This window comes from Sphaerotilus sp. (assembly GCF_013299175.1).
In the GTDB taxonomy this organism is placed as follows: domain Bacteria; phylum Pseudomonadota; class Gammaproteobacteria; order Burkholderiales; family Burkholderiaceae_C; genus Sphaerotilus.
In genome coordinates this window covers 32,154-46,608 of record NZ_JAAFKF010000017.1, presented here as the reverse complement: position 1 = coordinate 46,608, position 14,455 = coordinate 32,154, and the positions used below count along the sequence as shown (strand labels likewise).

Here is a 14,455-nt window from a genome sequence, read left to right as displayed (position 1 = left end):
TTATTGGGGCTGTTTCACGCCAGTGAGAAAATGGATGTTTTCCACCCGAGCGTGCGCTGTTTCACGCAGATCCCCACGGATGTGGCGCAGGCAGCAAACAGCCGTCACAAGGCGTAGCGGGCGATCCAGATGGCGTGTGGGCCGGATTCCCGCATCTCTACACCTCCCGTTGCAGACGAAGGGTGTTTGCATCGTCTGTGGAGCTGCCGTGTAGGAGCACAGGCCGTGCATCCGATAGCGACCCCCTATTTCAGCTCGAAAGCGCCCAGGTCCGGTGTCCGCCCGCCCTGGACTCGGCGCACCAGGCCCGCAGGTTCTGCAAACTGGTGGCTGACAGCAGGCAGATCCGTGGCGGTCTCGGCCAGGTCGGTGCCGGCCGCACCCACGCGCGGGCGGCCGTCCGGGCCGAGACCGGCGGCGGGCTGGCTCAGCAGCTTGCCGGTGACGACCACCTTGACTTGCGAGGTCGGCGCGGCTTCCGCCCAGTCGCGGCTGATCCAGTTGGTGCCGCTGAAGGTGACGGTGCCGGCTTCATGGCCCACGCGCATCTGTGTCGTGCCCTGGTTGACGAAGACATTGGCGCGGGCATCGACCTTCTGCTGCGCGGTCGGCATGTCGAACAGGGCCATGTACCAGGCCTGCGCCTGGGTGCTGCTGTGCAGGACGGTGTTGTTGTAGAAGTGCAGGGTGCCCTGGCGGAAGTAGCGTTCGTCGTTGTCGCCGCCCCAGTGGATCAGCTTGACCGAGGGCAGTCCGGGGTTCTTGAAGTCGTTGACGATCAGGTTGCCGTAGACCCAGGCGTCCGGGTAGAGCGGGTCTTTCAGGATCTGCCGCACGCCGCCCTCGATCTCCACCAGATCGATGGCCCGCGCCGCGGCGACGATGTGGTTGAAGCGCACGACGGTGGCGCTGGAGCGGTCCTTCATCGACGAGCCCTTGGCGCCGGGGATGAGCTGGCCGATGTAGTTGCCCTCGTAGAGCGCGCGGGCGGTCTGCACGTAGAGGTTGTGCTCGAACCAGCTCCCCACGTTGCCGTTGTCCCAGATGCGGTTGTGGCGGATGAAGACGTTGCGGCTGGCCTCGTCCTCGGACTTGCTGTTGACGAAGACGCCGTTGCCGTTGCGGGTGATCTCGCAGTTCTCGATCGCCAGGTCTTCCACGACGATGGCGTAGATGGCCGCCGCGCCACCGGAGAAGGTGCCGGTGCTGCCGTCCTGGGCGGTGTAGTGGTTGTCCTTGTGGGCGCCGGTGAGCTTGAGGTTCTCGATGCGGATGTGTTTCGGCCGGCTGCCCCAGGCCTGGTCGCGCGACTTGTAGATGAAAACCAGGCCCAGCGCCTCGCTGTACTGCTTGCTGAAGAAGCTGGCTGCCGCGGCGTCGCGGGCGGTGACGGCGTTCTGGCCGCTGATGACGGGGCGGTTGCACTTCACGTCGGTCACACCGTGGACCACCACCGGCGCGTCGGCGGTTCCTTGCGCGCGGAGGCCGATCTTGGTGCGGTACGGCTCGGCGCGGTGGTAGATGTTCACCACGTCCCCGGCGCGCAGCGACAGCCACGGCACATCGGTCAGCTCGGTGAGCGGATGTCCCGGCCCGACGTGGTAGGTGGTGCCCGAGCCTGTGAGCGGCTTGGAGCAGCCGTCGGCGCTGACCGGCTCGCGCGGGGCAGGGGGCCAGGCGGCGTCCTTGGCTGGTGTGGACGCCAGCGGGGCGCCCGCTTCACCGGATTGGCCAGGTTGGCCGGGCGTGGCCGCAGCCTCCTGGGGTGGAGCACCGAGATCGCCGAGGAACTGTCCGGACTCGCCGCTCGGCCCGCCGGTCTGGGCGCCGCTGTTCGTGGCCGGGACGATGACCCGCTGCGCCTGACCGGGTGGCGCCGACAGCACCAGCCCGAGGGCCAGGAGCAGGGCGGAGAGTGGGGCAGGGAGCGGGAATCGGGGTGGCATCGGTGGACTCCTTGGGCAGACGGCAGGGGGCTGCGCTAGCATTCGCGCCATTCTCGACTGCCCACCCTTACGCCATGTCCCTGCGGCTGATGCACATTGTCGATTCGCTCGAATTCGGGGGCCTCGAACGGGTGGTCACGGACCTCGCCATCGAACAGAAACGCCGCGGCGACACCGTCTGCGTGTTCAGCCTGCTGCACACGCAGGGCCTGAAATCCGAGCTGGAGGCCGCCGGCATCGAGGTCATCGTCGGCGGCAAGCGCGACGGGGTGGACTTGCCGCTGATCGGCCGGCTGCGCCGCGCCATCACCGAGCGGCGCATCGCGCTGGTTCACGCCCACAACTTTGTGCCCAACTACCACGCTGCGGCTGCGCTCTGGGGCCGCTGGCAGGCGCCCAAGCTGGTGTGCAGCCTGCACGACATGGGCTTCCGGCTGGACCGCGAGGCGCGGCTGCGCCGGTTCTTCCAGTGGTCGATCGGCCGCACCGCTGGTTTCGCGATGGTCGGCTCGCAGGTCCACGGCCGCTATGTCGGCAGTGGCATGGTGGCGGCGGACAAGGCCACGACGGTGCTCAACGGCATCCCGGTGGACCGTTTCCGCTGGACGCCCGAGCGCCGCTGGATCGCCCGCGAGCGGCTGGGGGTGCCGCAGGACGCGCTGCTGATCGGGGCGGTCGGGCGGCAGGTGGCGCTGAAGAACCACGCACTGCTGATCGCGCTGATGCCCGCCTTGCTGCAGCGCCATCCCTCGCTGCGGCTGGCGCTGGTCGGCAGCGGCCCGCTCGAAGCCGAGCTGCGCGCACAGGCCGAGGCCGCCGGGCTGGGCGACCGCGTGATCCTGACCGGCCAGCGCCGCGACGTGTCCGACCTGACGCCGGGTTTCGACATCTTCGCGATGCCGTCGCTGACGGAAGGGCTGTCGATCGCGCTGCTGGAGGCGTGTGCAACCCGTCTGGCCATCGTTGCCACGGCGGTGGGCGGCAATCCGGAGATCGTCCGGGAAGGCGAGACCGGCCTGCTGGTGCCGCCTGGCGAAGGTCCGCCGCTGCTGCAGGCACTCGACACGCTGCTGGCAGATGCGCCGTTGCGCGAGCGGTTGGGGCAGGCTGCCTGCGACTGGGTGCGCGAACACGGCTCCATCGGCACCTTGTTCACGGCATTCCAGCAGTTTTATGCCCGGCATTGAGGGGGCATGGATTCCGTATTGAAAACGATTCGCGTTTAGTGCCTAGAATGTTGGCATGAACGCTCCCACGCCCTCCCTGTCCCTGCGCGACCTGCCCCTGCGGGTCAGCGCCAGCATCGCAGCCGTCGTGCCACGCTCGGCCCATGACCCGATCGCCCAGCGGCTGGAGGAGCTGGGCTTCGTGCCAGGCGAGCGGGTGCGGGTCATCGCGCACGGGCCGCTGGGGGGCGAGCCGATCGCCGTGCAGCTCGGGTTCACCCGGTTCGCGCTGCGGCGGGCGGAGGCCGAGCGTGTCCTGCTCAACGCCCTCTCGGTGCCCGCATGAACACCGCCCACCTTGCCCTGGTCGGCAACCCCAATTGCGGCAAGACCGCCCTGTTCAACCGCCTGACCGGCAGCCGCCAGAAGGTCGCCAACTACACCGGCGTCACCGTCGAGCGCAAGGAGGGGCATTTCGTCGGGCCGTCCGGGCGCAGGTTCCGCCTCCTCGACCTGCCCGGCGCCTACAGCCTGCAGCCGAAAAGCCCGGACGAGGCCGTGACCCGCGCCGTGTGCCTGGGCGAGCTGGCGAGCGAGCCGCTGCCGGACGTGCTGATCACGGTCGTTTCGGCCACCAACCTGCGGCTGCACCTGCGTTTTGCGCTGGAGGTACGGGCGCTGGGCCGGCCGATGGTGCTGGTGCTCAACATGATGGACGAGGCGCGCCGGCTGGGCATGCAGATCGACGCCGCCGCGCTGGGTCGGGCGCTGGGTGTGCCAGTGGTCGAAGCGATCGCCGTGCAGCACGACGGCGCGCGGGCGCTGGTCGAGCTGCTGGACCGGGGAGTGCCGCCCGTGCCGACGGTGGCCACCCCCGCCGATCTGCACGCCGAGACCGCGCGCCTGCTCGCGCAGACCGTGACATTCAACGACACGGTGAGCCTGCGCGATGAACGCCTGGACGCCGTGCTGCTGCACCCGGTCTGGGGTCCGCTGGTGCTGGCGGCGCTGCTGCTGCTGATGTTCCAGGCGGTGTTCTCGTGGGCCGGGCCGCTGATGGAGGGCATCAAGGCGGGCATGGCCTGGCTCACCGCGCTGGTCAACGGCGTGGTGCCGGAAGGGCCGCTGCGCGGGCTGCTGACGGATGGCGTGCTCGCCGGGGCGGGTGGCGTGCTGGTGTTCCTGCCGCAGATCCTGATCCTGTTCCTGTTCATCCTGGCGCTCGAAGAATCCGGTTACCTGCCACGCGCGGCCTTCCTGCTCGACCGGCTGATGGTCGGCGCAGGGTTGTCGGGGCGCTCGTTCATCCCGCTGTTGTCGAGCTTCGCCTGCGCCGTGCCCGGCATCATGGCCACCCGCAGCATCCAGCACCCGCGCGACCGCCTCGTCACCATCCTCGTCGCACCGCTGATGACCTGCTCGGCGCGGCTGCCGGTCTACGCACTGCTGATCGGCGCCTTCATCCCCGATCGGGTGGTGGGCGGCGTCTTCAATCTGCAGGGTTTGGTGCTCTTCACGCTCTATGTCGCGGGCATCGCCAGCGCGGTGGGGGTGTCGATGGTGCTCAAACGCTGGTTTGCAGGACAGGGTGATACCGAGCAGCCGCTGCTGCTGGAGCTGCCGGCCTACCGGCTGCCGAACCCGCGCGATCTGGCGATCGGCCTGCTGGAGCGGGCGCGCATCTTCATCCGCCGCGTCGGCACGGTCATCCTGTCGCTGACCGTGCTGCTGTGGGGCCTGGGCAGCTTTCCTGCACCGCCCGAGGGTGCCACGGGTGCCGCGATCTCCTACAGCTTCGCCGGCATGATCGGCCACGCGCTGGAGTTCGTGTTCGCGCCGATCGGGTTCAACTGGCAGATCTGCATCGCGCTGGTGCCGGGCATGGCGGCGCGCGAGGTCGTCGTCGGCGCGCTGGCCACGGTCTATGCGCTGTCCGACACCAGTGCAGCCGCCACCCAGCAGCTCTCCGGCCTGATCGGCGCACAGTGGGGCTTGCCGACGGCACTGTCGCTGCTGGCGTGGTTCGTGTTCGCGCCACAGTGCATCTCGACGCTGGCCGTCATCCGCCGCGAGACCAACTCGGCGCGCACGATGTGGCTGTCGGCGGCCTACCTGACCGCGCTGGCCTACGGCGCGGCCTTCATCACCTTCCACATCGCCAAGGCACTGACATGACGACGACGCTCTATGCCGCCTTCGAAGCCACCGTGATCGCCGCGGCCTGTGGCTGGGCCTTGTGGCACACCGCCACGCGCGTGCTCAAGCTGAAGCTTGGGCGCCGCGCGGGGGTGTCTGCCTCTGCGGGATGTGGCAGCGGCTGCGGGGGATGCAGCGCCTCGCCGGGGACTGGCAGTGCCTGTGGCACCAGCACCAGCCCCCCGGCACAGAAACTCAGCGTGGTGGCTGCGCCTTCAACCAGGCGTAGGTCCGGCTGAGTCCGTCGGCGGTCGGCACGCGCTGGGTCCAGCCGATGCGCTTCAAGCCGTCGTTGCTGTAGCGGATCGGCGTGTACATCGACTTGACGACGTAGGGCGTGAAGACCGCGGGCATCTGGCCCTTGGACGCCTTGTTGTACGCCACCAGCTTCTTCGACACCCACAGGAACACCCCGAACGACAGCGGCACCACGCGCATCTTCTGCACGTTCTTCAGGTAGCCGTCGAGGTACTGGCGGCAGGTCGGGATGTTGTCGTCGGTGACGGCAAACGCGCTGCCATTCGGCGCATGCACCGCCGCCCGCGCCACCGCATCGGCGCAGTTCTCGACATACGTCAGCGGCAGCAGCGCCCCGTTGCCCAGGCTCGCGAACAGCCCCATCGCCTTCAGCCCGACCCGCGGCGACAGCGCACCACCGCCCGGCCCGTAGATCACGCCGGGACGCAGCACCACCGTCTCGAAGCCGTACTGTTTCGCGTAGTCCATGAACATGTGTTCCTGGCGCGTCTTGGCGTAGCCGTAGGGGCCTTTGTCCACGCCGACCGGCTCGATGGGTGTCTGCTCGCCCAGCGTGTCACCAGGTTGCATCTCGTCGGTCTTGTAGACGGCGAATGAGCTGATCAGCGTGATGCGCTTGATGCCCGTCTTGCCGCACGCCTCGAACACGTTGCGGCTGCCCATGACGGTGTTGGCGAACATGTCGGCTGCGGCGCCTTTCATGCCGGCCGCCGCGTGGATCACGCAGTCCACACCCTGCAGCATCGCGTCGAACGAACCACGGGACAGCAAGTTGGCCGCCGCGGTCTCGACCTGCGCCTGCGGGAACTCCCGGACCAGCGACTCGATGAAGCCGGCGGGCGCCTTGTTGCGGAAATGCAGCCGCAGGTCGTTCTGACCCTGCATCAGCAGGCTGCGGGCGATCTGCTTGCCGAGGAAACCGCCGGCGCCGGTGACGAGGATCTTCATGCTGCGACCTCCTTGGCGTTCTGCTCCGCCATGCAGGCGTCCACGCCCACGACGATCTGGTCGATCACTTGGCACACGCGCAGGATCTGCTCGGGCGGGATCGGGTCCGGACCCTTGCCTTCCACGGCGTCATAGAAGCGGTCCAGCAGCACGCGCATGCACTGGAAGTAGTGGAACTCGTACTTGCGGAAGCGGGTGATGTTGCGGCGGCCATTGGCGGCGAGTTGCCTGGCCTGTGTCCACGCCATGAACTGCCGACCCAGCGCACTCGGCGCCGACCAGCGCGACGCCTGGACCAGCGTGCGCGCCGTGTAATCCAGCTCGACCGAATCGTTCGTGCCGACGACTTTCAGCGTGTGCGGCACCGGGCGGCCGTGGGCGCTGACGTTGCCGCTCACGGTGACGCCGCCGCTGCGCAGGATGAAGCGCAGCTCGTCGGGCATCGCGTCCACGATGGCGCTGCCGGTCGGGCCGCGGCGGCGGAAGGCGAGCACGCGGGTGTCGATCTCGTCGCCCAGGAAGGGGATGACCTTGGCCAGCACATGGTCGAGCACGTTGTGGAACAGCTTGCCCGGCAGGCGATGCACCCAATGACCCGGATCGGTCATCACGGCCAGCCCGTAGTCGCCCGCGAGGTTGTAGCCATAGTTGGTGTCGAGGTGGACGATCTCGCCGAGCGTGCCTTTGCGGACCAGCTCTTCGAGTTCCAGCCCCGGCGTCTCGTAGTTGTAGAGGTAGTTCACCCCCGCCTTGCGCCCGGCCTGTGCAGCCAGCGCCAGGATCTCGCGTGTCTGCGCCGCGGTCAGCGCAAACGGCTTTTCCATGAACACATGGCAGCCGGCGGCGAACGCCATCTTCGCGAGGAAGAGGTGCGAGTCCGGCGGCGTGGCGATGTGGACCACGTCGAGCCGCTCCTTGGCGAACATCTCCGCGGCGTCGTCGTAGCGGCCGGGGATCTTCAGCCGCACGGCGAGCTGCTCGGCCATCAGCGGTTCGCGGTCGCACACGGCCACCACCTCGCCGCGGCCGATGGCGCGGATCTGTTCTACGTGGCCGTCGGCAATCTTGCCGCAGCCGATGATTCCTACCCTTAACACGGTATGCACTCCTGGTGATGCTTCAAGGATTTCAAGGACTTCACGGCAAGGACGCCGGAGTCTGCGGCTCTTTCAACGGCTGGTGCGGCCCCAGCTTCCGCTGGCCCGCCCGGTCGAAAAGCGCCAGGACGCCACCAGGAACGCCCAGTTCAGCGCAAACAGGAAGGCCGCCAGCTTGACCAGCGTCGGCAGCTTCACGCCCCGCGTCGTCAGCCGCCAGCCCGCCCAGGCCAGCATGTAGCTTCCCGCCTGTGCCAGCGCATACACGGCCCAGCCCGACGAGGATTCGGTGACGGCCAGCGTGACCGACGCCGCCAGCGCGAGCAGCAGCAGGTGCGGTGCCGTCCAGCGCAAGACCTTGTGCGAGACGTAGGCGAAGGCGGTGGCCAGCGAGGTGCGGGTCAGGTACTGGGGGTGCCGGGCCAGTGCCTGGAAATTGCCGATGCCGATGCGGATGCGGCGCTTGACCTCTTCGCCGATCTGCTCGGGCGTGTCCTCTTCCGCCCAGGCTTTCGGTTCGTACACCAGCCGATGCCCCGCCGCCGACACGTTCATCGCCACGCAGAAGTCGTCGCAGACCGTGTCCGGCCGCAGCGGCTGCCACAGGGTGCGGCGGATGGCGTAGATCGCGCCATTGGCTCCGAGCAGCGCGCCGATGCGGGCCTCGAAGAACTTCAGGAACTGCTCGATGCGCCAGTACAGGCTGTCCTGGTTGTCACCGTCGTTGCCCATCAGGCGCAGCTCGCCCGTGACGCCGCCGACCTTCGGATCCTGGAAGCGCGCCACCAGCCGCTTCAGGGCGCTGCGTTCGAAGTAGGTGTTGGCGTCCGAGAACACCACGATCGGCTCGCTGGTCCGCGACACCAGGTCGTTCAGCACGCTGGCCTTGCCGCGGTTGACCTCGAAGGGCAGGGCGACGACGCGGGGTTCGTCCTTGAACTGCACCATCAGCTCGGCCGTGCGGTCGCGGCTGCCGTCGGAGCCGATGTAGGCGTGCAGCTTGTCGGCCGGGTAGTCGAGCGCCAGCAGGTTCTCGATGCGCGAGACGATGTGCGTCTCTTCGTTGTAGGCCGAGATGACGATGGCCACCGGGGGCCACTGCGGTTCGGTCTCGGCATGGCCGGCGTCGATGCGGCGGTCGCGCTTGCGGAAGACAAAACCCACGTCGCGCAGGCCCTGCACCACCGACCCGATGACAAACAGCACCACCGGATACAGCGCATACGAGTAGACGACCGCCACGACACCCCCGATGGCGACGCAGGCCAGCAGCGTGTGCAGCACCGGCTCAGCCCTGCGCCGTGGTGGCGGCCGTGTCGCGGTAGCCGGGGCGCGGGATCACCAGGTCGCGGTACTCGCCCGGCTCGCCCGGCAGACCCTGTTCGGCCGCCTTGACGATGTTGTACATCTCGCGGGCGCTGACGTAGTGCAGCTTCCAGTCACGGCCGTCGTTGTACTTGGCGTGCAGGTGTTCGTAGGTGCGCCGCATCGGCTCGCCGAGCAGCGTGTCCATGTCGCGCTCCTGGGTGCCGTGGGTGTGGATCTTGACGAACAACCACTCCGGCTTGCCTTCGACGTGGATGCCGGTCTCGATCCACGCATCCACGCGGTCGGGCGTCGGCGGGCAGCTCGTGCGGATGTCCGAGTTCTCGATGCGCGGGATGATGCCGAACTTGCGGTCGTTCCACTTGAAACCCAGCGGACCCTGGATCAGCATCAGGTCGCCCGAGGGCTGGCCGCCGACCTTCACGCGCACGCCGGTGTCGTGCGACTTGCAGGCGTGGGGGTCGTCCTTGGCGTAGTAGATCTGGTTGATCGTCGAGGTCTGGCAGGGATCGGGCGAGGCCGGGAAGGTGTAGTCCACATAGCAGCCTTCCTCGCGCAGCACGATCAGCTCGTTGTTGACTCCGCAGCCATAGCCATCCGGGTGCGAGTTGTCCAGCGCCCAGTTGCCGTGGATGAAGGCCCAGCGCGGCTGTTTCGTGACCGGATCGACCGGCAGCGCGTCATGGCGATCGACCAGCAACTGCGTGAAGCGGCGCAGCTTTTCGCGCAGGCCGGCCTCGGTGTCCTTGTCGTGGTGCAGGTGGATCTCGATCTCGCCCAGTCCCATGCGGCAGATTTCGACCAGCGGGTCGAGGTGCTCGGGGCGGTATTCCTCTTCAGGATAGAAGAAACTGTGGATCGGGCCGCGGCCATCGGCGTCCTTGAACGGGGCGCACAGGGCGGGATATTCCTGGCGCCAGCGGGCCACGCGCTTGCACTCGGTGGCGTAGTCCGGTTTTTTCCACATCGGCTCGTAGTGATCGACGAAGCAGAACATCACATGCTTGGTCACACCAGCCGGCACAGGTGCCGGCGCCCGCCAATCCTGCTTCAGGTAGCTGGCCAGCCAGGTCTCGATATTGCGCTGGCGAATGAACACTGTGACGACGCCAGCGATGACCGCCAACAGCACGAAAATGACAAGCACGACACTCATCGGAACCTTTTGGTGTGTTTTGGTGTGGTGAAAATCTGCGCCGATGCCCAACGCATGGACGCAGGATCGGTGGCTGGGACGCTTGCAAAACAGGATCGGCCGAACTCTAGCACCGCCTGCGGGTCCGGGAAGACCCTGATTTGCTGAAGCTCAGCCGCCGCCGCCACCGTTGTGCGAAATCACGAATGCCTTTACTGCAAAAATCGTGAAAGCCATCATCCACAAAGTGCTTTTCACCCACTTGATGTCGTGTATGCGTTGATAAGCCGGGGAATCCCGGTCGGTCATGCCGGGAGATTGCGTGGCGCAATACCAGGCAGAAATGCACAATGCGAGCAAGAAATACAGCACGGGCTGGTAAGTGCGCGAGAGGAACCATGCGCAAACCAGAAAACCCACCAGCGAATTGCGCAGCAAGGCAACCAATTGCCGGCTCGGGTTGCGGCTGGGCAGGGTGTCGATCACGGCCGTCAGGCTTTTGTAGGCCAGCACGATCATGCCGATCCACAGGAAATAACCGACCAGCCCCAACTCCGCAAAACACAGCACAAAGGAGTTGTGGGCGGTCAGCGGGTTGTGGTCGATGAAGTTGCCGTAGCCGACGCCGAAGGCGGGCTTCCACTTCAGCAGCTCCAGACCCACCGACCACGCTTCGATGCGCTCGGCTGCCGATTGCTCCTTCGAGGAGATGGCCCGGCCGCCGATGGCGCTGGCGGCGATGAAGCCCGCACCGCCGAGCGCCATCAGCACGGTGGTCTTGGTCGTGCCCAGCCAGTCGCGCACCAGGAAGAACAGCAGCGACGCCGCCCCCAGCATCGCCCCGCGCGACTGGCTGAGGAAGATCGCATAGCCCATCACCACGCCGGGGGCGAGCACGAACAGCAGGTTCTGCAGGTACTTGCCCGTGCGCCAGACAGCCCACAGCAGCGGCAGGCACATCACCAGCACCTGCGAGAAGTCGTTCGGGTCGCTCAGGAAACCCTGGCCACGCACGCGCCAGAGGTACCAGCCGGTCGTGTCCTGGGCCGGGATCTCCGACGCGGAGGATGGCGGCGCACGGCTCGGGTCTTCGTCCTCGTGGCTGGGCGCCGTCTGGCGCAGCACGAGCTGCGTGGCGTACTGGCCGGTGTGGAACGCCTGGATGCCGAAGCCGGCAGCGATCAGCATCGACAGCACCACCGCCGCGCAGGTCTTCTTGAGCCGACCCAGATCGGTCACGTTCAGCGCCACCAGCACGAACAGCATCGACGAGGTGGTGAACTCGTTCATCGCCGCGAAGGCGCCACCCGCCCAGCCATTGACCAGCAGCGACAGGCCCAGCGTCAGCATGAAGCCGAACAGCAGCTTGAAATCGATGGCCCGCGCCGCGATCTGCTTGCGCACCACCGCCCGACTGGCTGCCATGACGAAGGCGATGCTCCAGAGCACCAGCATGGGTCGGAACTCGGCGATTTCGGGCACGAACAGCTCGATGGGCCGGAAAAAGCTCAGGAATACATACAGCAGAAAGACGGCGAAGCTCATTGTCGAAGACCGTTGTTCTTGCACAAAGGTTCGATCGTAACGGCTTCTGCCTGGGGCGCTCGGTGCCAGCGTCTTAATCTGGAATTAGAGGGTACCGCTCGTTGTTGCACAAACATCGCAACGGCGCTGTTCGTCCGATCGCGCCGGGGTGTGGCCCGCGTACCATCACGGCCGCGTGAATGCGTCACTGCGTAACCCCCACTCCGACATGAACAAGCCTGCTGTCCTCCCTCCCTTGCGCCGCGTGCTGTACCACCACCGCACCCAGGGCAAGGCCGTCGAAGGGGTCCACATCCGTGGCATCACCGACGCGCTGCGCGCCGAAGGGGTGACGGTGGACATCATCTCGCTGCCGGGCGCCGATCCCTACGCCAGCCCCAAGGCGCTGAGTCCGACCAAGCAGGCGCGCCCCTGGATGAAGTGGGTCACAGGCTTGCCGGAACCGCTGTTCGAGCTGGTCGAGCTGGGCTACAACCTGGTCTCCGGCTGGCGCATCCGCGAATACTTGAGTGCCTACAAGGACGTGGACCTGATCTACGAACGCTACTCGCTCTACATGTGCGTGGCAGTCATGATCGGTCGCGCCCGCAAGATCCCGGTCATCCTGGAGGTCAACGACTCGGCCACGGTCTACCGTGTGCGTCCGTTGTTCTTCCTGAAGCTGGCCACCCTGATCGAACGCTGGGTGTTCCGGCGGGCCAACGGGCTGGTGTTCGTGTCCGGCGCCTTCCGCGACCGCGTGACCAAGGCGCATGGCCACATTGCCCCGTCGCTGGTCTCGCACAACGCCGCCAACATCGACAAGTTCAGCTTCACGCCCGCACAGCGCGCCGAGACCCGTGCCAAGTGGGGTTTGAAGGACGGCGAGGTGGTCTGCGGCTACCTGGGGGCGTTCGTGCCGTGGCACGCGATCGACCAGTTCGTCTACCAGATCGCCGACCGCCTCCAGGACAACCCGCACCTGAAGCTGCTGCTGGTCGGCGACGGCGCGACCTTCCCGACCGTGCAGGCGTTCGTGGACAAGCACGGCCTGGGGCACCAGGTGATCCTGACCGGCCGCGTCTCGCACGACGAGGTGCCGGGGCTGCTGGCGGCGATGGACATGGCGGTGCTGCCCAGCGCGGGGGACTACACCTCGCCGGTCAAGCTGTTCGAGTTCATGGCCTGCGGCATCGCCCCGATCGCGCCGGACTTCATTCCGATCAAGGAGGTGGTCCAGGAAAACGAGACGGGCTGGCTGTTCAAGGCGGGCGACCTGGAAAGCGCCGTCGGCATGGTCCTGCAGCGCAGCCGTGACCTGCCCGCGCTGCAGCGGATCGGCCAGGCCGCGCGCGCCTACATTGCCCGCGAACGCCAGTGGCGCCACAACATCCTGGCGCTGGTCGATTTCCGCACCCAGGTCAAGGACCGCTGAGGTGGGCTGTCCATGAAGCTGCTGCTGTCCGACCTGCGCGCCAAGCAGGTGCTCTATGGCGAAGGGGGTCCACCGGTCGCGCTGCTCAAGGTGGTGCTGGCCGATGGCACGCTGGCCAACGCGCTCTACCGGCTGCAGGCGTGGCTGGCGCGCACCGGCCTGGCCCCGCTGGCGCTGTTGCCGCATGTGCTGAACAAGTGGCTCAACGGCTGTGTCATCGGGGTGAAGGCGCAGTTCGGCCCCGGCTTCGTGCTGATCCACCCGATCGGCGTGGTGATCAACTCCAGCGTGCGTGGCGGGCGCAACGTGTGGCTGGAGAGCAGCGTCGTCATCGGCGAGAACCGGGGTGCCTTTCCCCGGCTGGGCGACGACATCTTCGTCGGGTCGGGTGCCAAGATCATTGGTGGGGTGCAGATCGGTGACGGCGCACGGGTCGGCGCCAATGCGGTGGTGCTGCGCGACGTGCCACCGGGACACACCGCGCTGGGGATCCCGGCCCGCAACCGTCCGCCCCGGTGATGGCCATCGGATGGGCCATCGATAGCGTCAGGAATGCACGCGTGGACGCAAGTTCCCGGAAATTCGTCAACGCATTCCCTAGTGCGCCATCCGCCACGCCGCGATAGTCTAGGCGCTGTCGATCGATGGTTTCACGGCCTTCGTGGTCGGCGCATCAGAGCATTTGCCCCCTGGTCCAGAAGGCCAGGGGGCATTTTTTTGGGCTTGGCTTAGAACGCGGGTGGATCGTCGAAAGCGAGGGCTGCGCCGCTGAGCGGATGGGCGAAGGCGAGGTGGCAGGCGTGCAGCAGCAACCGTGGTGCTGCTTGCTGCCAGGGGTCCGGCGCATAGAGGGTATCGCCGACGATCGGGTGTCCCATCGACTGCAGGTGGACACGCAACTGGTGCGAGCGTCCGGTGACGGGTTCGAGTGCGAGCCGCGTGGTGCCGCTGTCCGGCTGGCGCGAGAGGACACGCCAGCGGGTGAGGGCGGGTTTGCCGAGGGTGTGGTCCACCATCTGGCGTGGCCGGTTCGGCCAGTCGCAGACCAGTGGCAGGCACACCTCGCCCTGTTCGCCGGCCACCTGCCCGGCGACGACCGCGGTGTAGCGTTTGGCGATGCGGCGCTCGGCGAAGGCGGTGCTCAGCCGGCGCTGCGACTCGGCCCCGCGCGCCAGCAGCAGCAGGCCCGAGGTCGCCATGTCCAGCCGGTGCACGACCAGCGCATCCGGGATCTGGCGCTGCACCCGCGCCGACACGCAGTCCGCCCGCTCCGGTCCCCGCCCCGGCACGGACAGCAGACCCGACGGCTTGCGCACGACGACCAGCACCGCGTCCACGTAGAGCAGTTCGAGGGTGGTGTGGGGCAAGGTCATGCCCGAATTGTCGCGTACACCCGGACACGCCAGCGCCTCTGGCTTGGCGGC

Annotated in this window: 12 protein-coding genes; 5 read left to right on the top strand and 7 right to left on the bottom strand. The window is 67.2% G+C overall.

Annotated features, from left to right (window positions below):
• Positions 1 to 245: 245 nt before the first annotated feature.
• On the bottom strand, positions 246 to 1,946 hold the full coding sequence (locus tag QZW52_RS04985) for a right-handed parallel beta-helix repeat-containing protein (RefSeq protein WP_293995935.1): 1,701 nt from the start codon (positions 1,944 to 1,946) through the stop codon (positions 246 to 248).
• Positions 1,947 to 2,020: 74 nt separating this feature from the next.
• Between QZW52_RS04985 and QZW52_RS04980 the strand changes: the two genes are divergently transcribed.
• Genes QZW52_RS04980 through feoB form a run of 3 tightly spaced genes read left to right on the top strand, consistent with a single transcriptional unit; the run spans position 2,021 to position 5,287 of the window.
• Positions 2,021 to 3,133 (top strand): glycosyltransferase, encoded by a 1,113-nt coding sequence (locus QZW52_RS04980; protein WP_293995933.1) that lies wholly within the window; start codon positions 2,021 to 2,023, stop codon positions 3,131 to 3,133.
• A 55-nt stretch (positions 3,134 to 3,188) separates the two neighbouring features.
• Positions 3,189 to 3,458, top strand: coding sequence for a FeoA family protein (locus tag QZW52_RS04975; protein WP_293995931.1), 270 nt, complete (start codon positions 3,189 to 3,191; stop codon positions 3,456 to 3,458).
• The gene (gene feoB / locus QZW52_RS04970; protein WP_293995929.1) at positions 3,455 to 5,287 is read left to right on the top strand and encodes a ferrous iron transporter B; all 1,833 of its coding nucleotides are present in this window, start codon (positions 3,455 to 3,457) and stop codon (positions 5,285 to 5,287) included. Before QZW52_RS04975 ends, feoB begins: the two co-directional genes overlap by 4 nt.
• Positions 5,288 to 5,503: 216 nt before the next feature.
• On the opposite strand, the gene QZW52_RS04965 is transcribed toward feoB, so the two are convergent.
• The 5 genes from QZW52_RS04965 to QZW52_RS04945 all read right to left on the bottom strand — a co-directional run bounded on the left by QZW52_RS04965 (position 5,504) and on the right by QZW52_RS04945 (position 11,617).
• A complete protein-coding gene (locus QZW52_RS04965; protein WP_293995927.1) occupies positions 5,504 to 6,514 on the bottom strand; it encodes an NAD-dependent epimerase/dehydratase family protein in 1,011 nt (336 codons plus the stop codon).
• Positions 6,511 to 7,611: a Gfo/Idh/MocA family protein gene (locus tag QZW52_RS04960; RefSeq protein ID WP_293995925.1), complete on the bottom strand. Its 1,101-nt coding sequence runs from the start codon at positions 7,609 to 7,611 to the stop codon at positions 6,511 to 6,513. Before QZW52_RS04960 ends, QZW52_RS04965 begins: the two co-directional genes overlap by 4 nt.
• Positions 7,612 to 7,683: 72 nt before the next feature.
• Positions 7,684 to 8,895 (bottom strand): glycosyltransferase family 2 protein, encoded by a 1,212-nt coding sequence (locus QZW52_RS04955; RefSeq protein ID WP_293995923.1) that lies wholly within the window; start codon positions 8,893 to 8,895, stop codon positions 7,684 to 7,686.
• Between the two features lie 4 nt (positions 8,896 to 8,899).
• The gene (locus QZW52_RS04950) at positions 8,900 to 10,093 is read right to left on the bottom strand and encodes a hypothetical protein (protein ID WP_293995921.1); all 1,194 of its coding nucleotides are present in this window, start codon (positions 10,091 to 10,093) and stop codon (positions 8,900 to 8,902) included.
• 150 nt (positions 10,094 to 10,243) lie between these two features.
• On the bottom strand, positions 10,244 to 11,617 hold the full coding sequence (locus QZW52_RS04945; protein ID WP_293995919.1) for an O-antigen ligase family protein: 1,374 nt from the start codon (positions 11,615 to 11,617) through the stop codon (positions 10,244 to 10,246).
• A gap of 208 nt (positions 11,618 to 11,825) precedes the next feature.
• Here QZW52_RS04945 and QZW52_RS04940 point away from each other — a divergent pair, with 208 nt between their 5' ends.
• The gene (locus QZW52_RS04940) at positions 11,826 to 13,031 is read left to right on the top strand and encodes a glycosyltransferase (RefSeq protein WP_293995917.1); all 1,206 of its coding nucleotides are present in this window, start codon (positions 11,826 to 11,828) and stop codon (positions 13,029 to 13,031) included.
• A gap of 12 nt (positions 13,032 to 13,043) precedes the next feature.
• Positions 13,044 to 13,550 (top strand): serine O-acetyltransferase, encoded by a 507-nt coding sequence (locus QZW52_RS04935; RefSeq protein ID WP_293995915.1) that lies wholly within the window; start codon positions 13,044 to 13,046, stop codon positions 13,548 to 13,550.
• A 209-nt stretch (positions 13,551 to 13,759) separates the two neighbouring features.
• Here QZW52_RS04935 and QZW52_RS04930 read toward each other — a convergent pair whose 3' ends face one another.
• A complete protein-coding gene (locus tag QZW52_RS04930) occupies positions 13,760 to 14,404 on the bottom strand; it encodes an RluA family pseudouridine synthase (RefSeq protein WP_293995913.1) in 645 nt (214 codons plus the stop codon).
• Positions 14,405 to 14,455: the final 51 nt, after the last annotated feature.

Excerpts from the sequence above, each read along its gene's own strand:
- QZW52_RS04985 (WP_293995935.1), bottom strand. The coding sequence starts at position 1,946 with ATGCCACCCCGATTCCCGCTCCCTGCCCCACTCTCCGCCCTGCTCCTG.
- QZW52_RS04980 (WP_293995933.1), top strand. The coding sequence starts at position 2,021 with ATGTCCCTGCGGCTGATGCACATTGTCGATTCGCTCGAATTCGGGGGC.
- QZW52_RS04975 (WP_293995931.1), top strand. The coding sequence starts at position 3,189 with ATGAACGCTCCCACGCCCTCCCTGTCCCTGCGCGACCTGCCCCTGCGG.
- feoB (WP_293995929.1), top strand. The coding sequence starts at position 3,455 with ATGAACACCGCCCACCTTGCCCTGGTCGGCAACCCCAATTGCGGCAAG.
- QZW52_RS04965 (WP_293995927.1), bottom strand. The coding sequence starts at position 6,514 with ATGAAGATCCTCGTCACCGGCGCCGGCGGTTTCCTCGGCAAGCAGATC.
- QZW52_RS04950 (WP_293995921.1), bottom strand. The coding sequence starts at position 10,093 with ATGAGTGTCGTGCTTGTCATTTTCGTGCTGTTGGCGGTCATCGCTGGC.
- QZW52_RS04945 (WP_293995919.1), bottom strand. The coding sequence starts at position 11,617 with ATGAGCTTCGCCGTCTTTCTGCTGTATGTATTCCTGAGCTTTTTCCGG.
- QZW52_RS04940 (WP_293995917.1), top strand. The coding sequence starts at position 11,826 with ATGAACAAGCCTGCTGTCCTCCCTCCCTTGCGCCGCGTGCTGTACCAC.
- QZW52_RS04935 (WP_293995915.1), top strand. The coding sequence starts at position 13,044 with ATGAAGCTGCTGCTGTCCGACCTGCGCGCCAAGCAGGTGCTCTATGGC.
- QZW52_RS04930 (WP_293995913.1), bottom strand. The coding sequence starts at position 14,404 with ATGACCTTGCCCCACACCACCCTCGAACTGCTCTACGTGGACGCGGTG.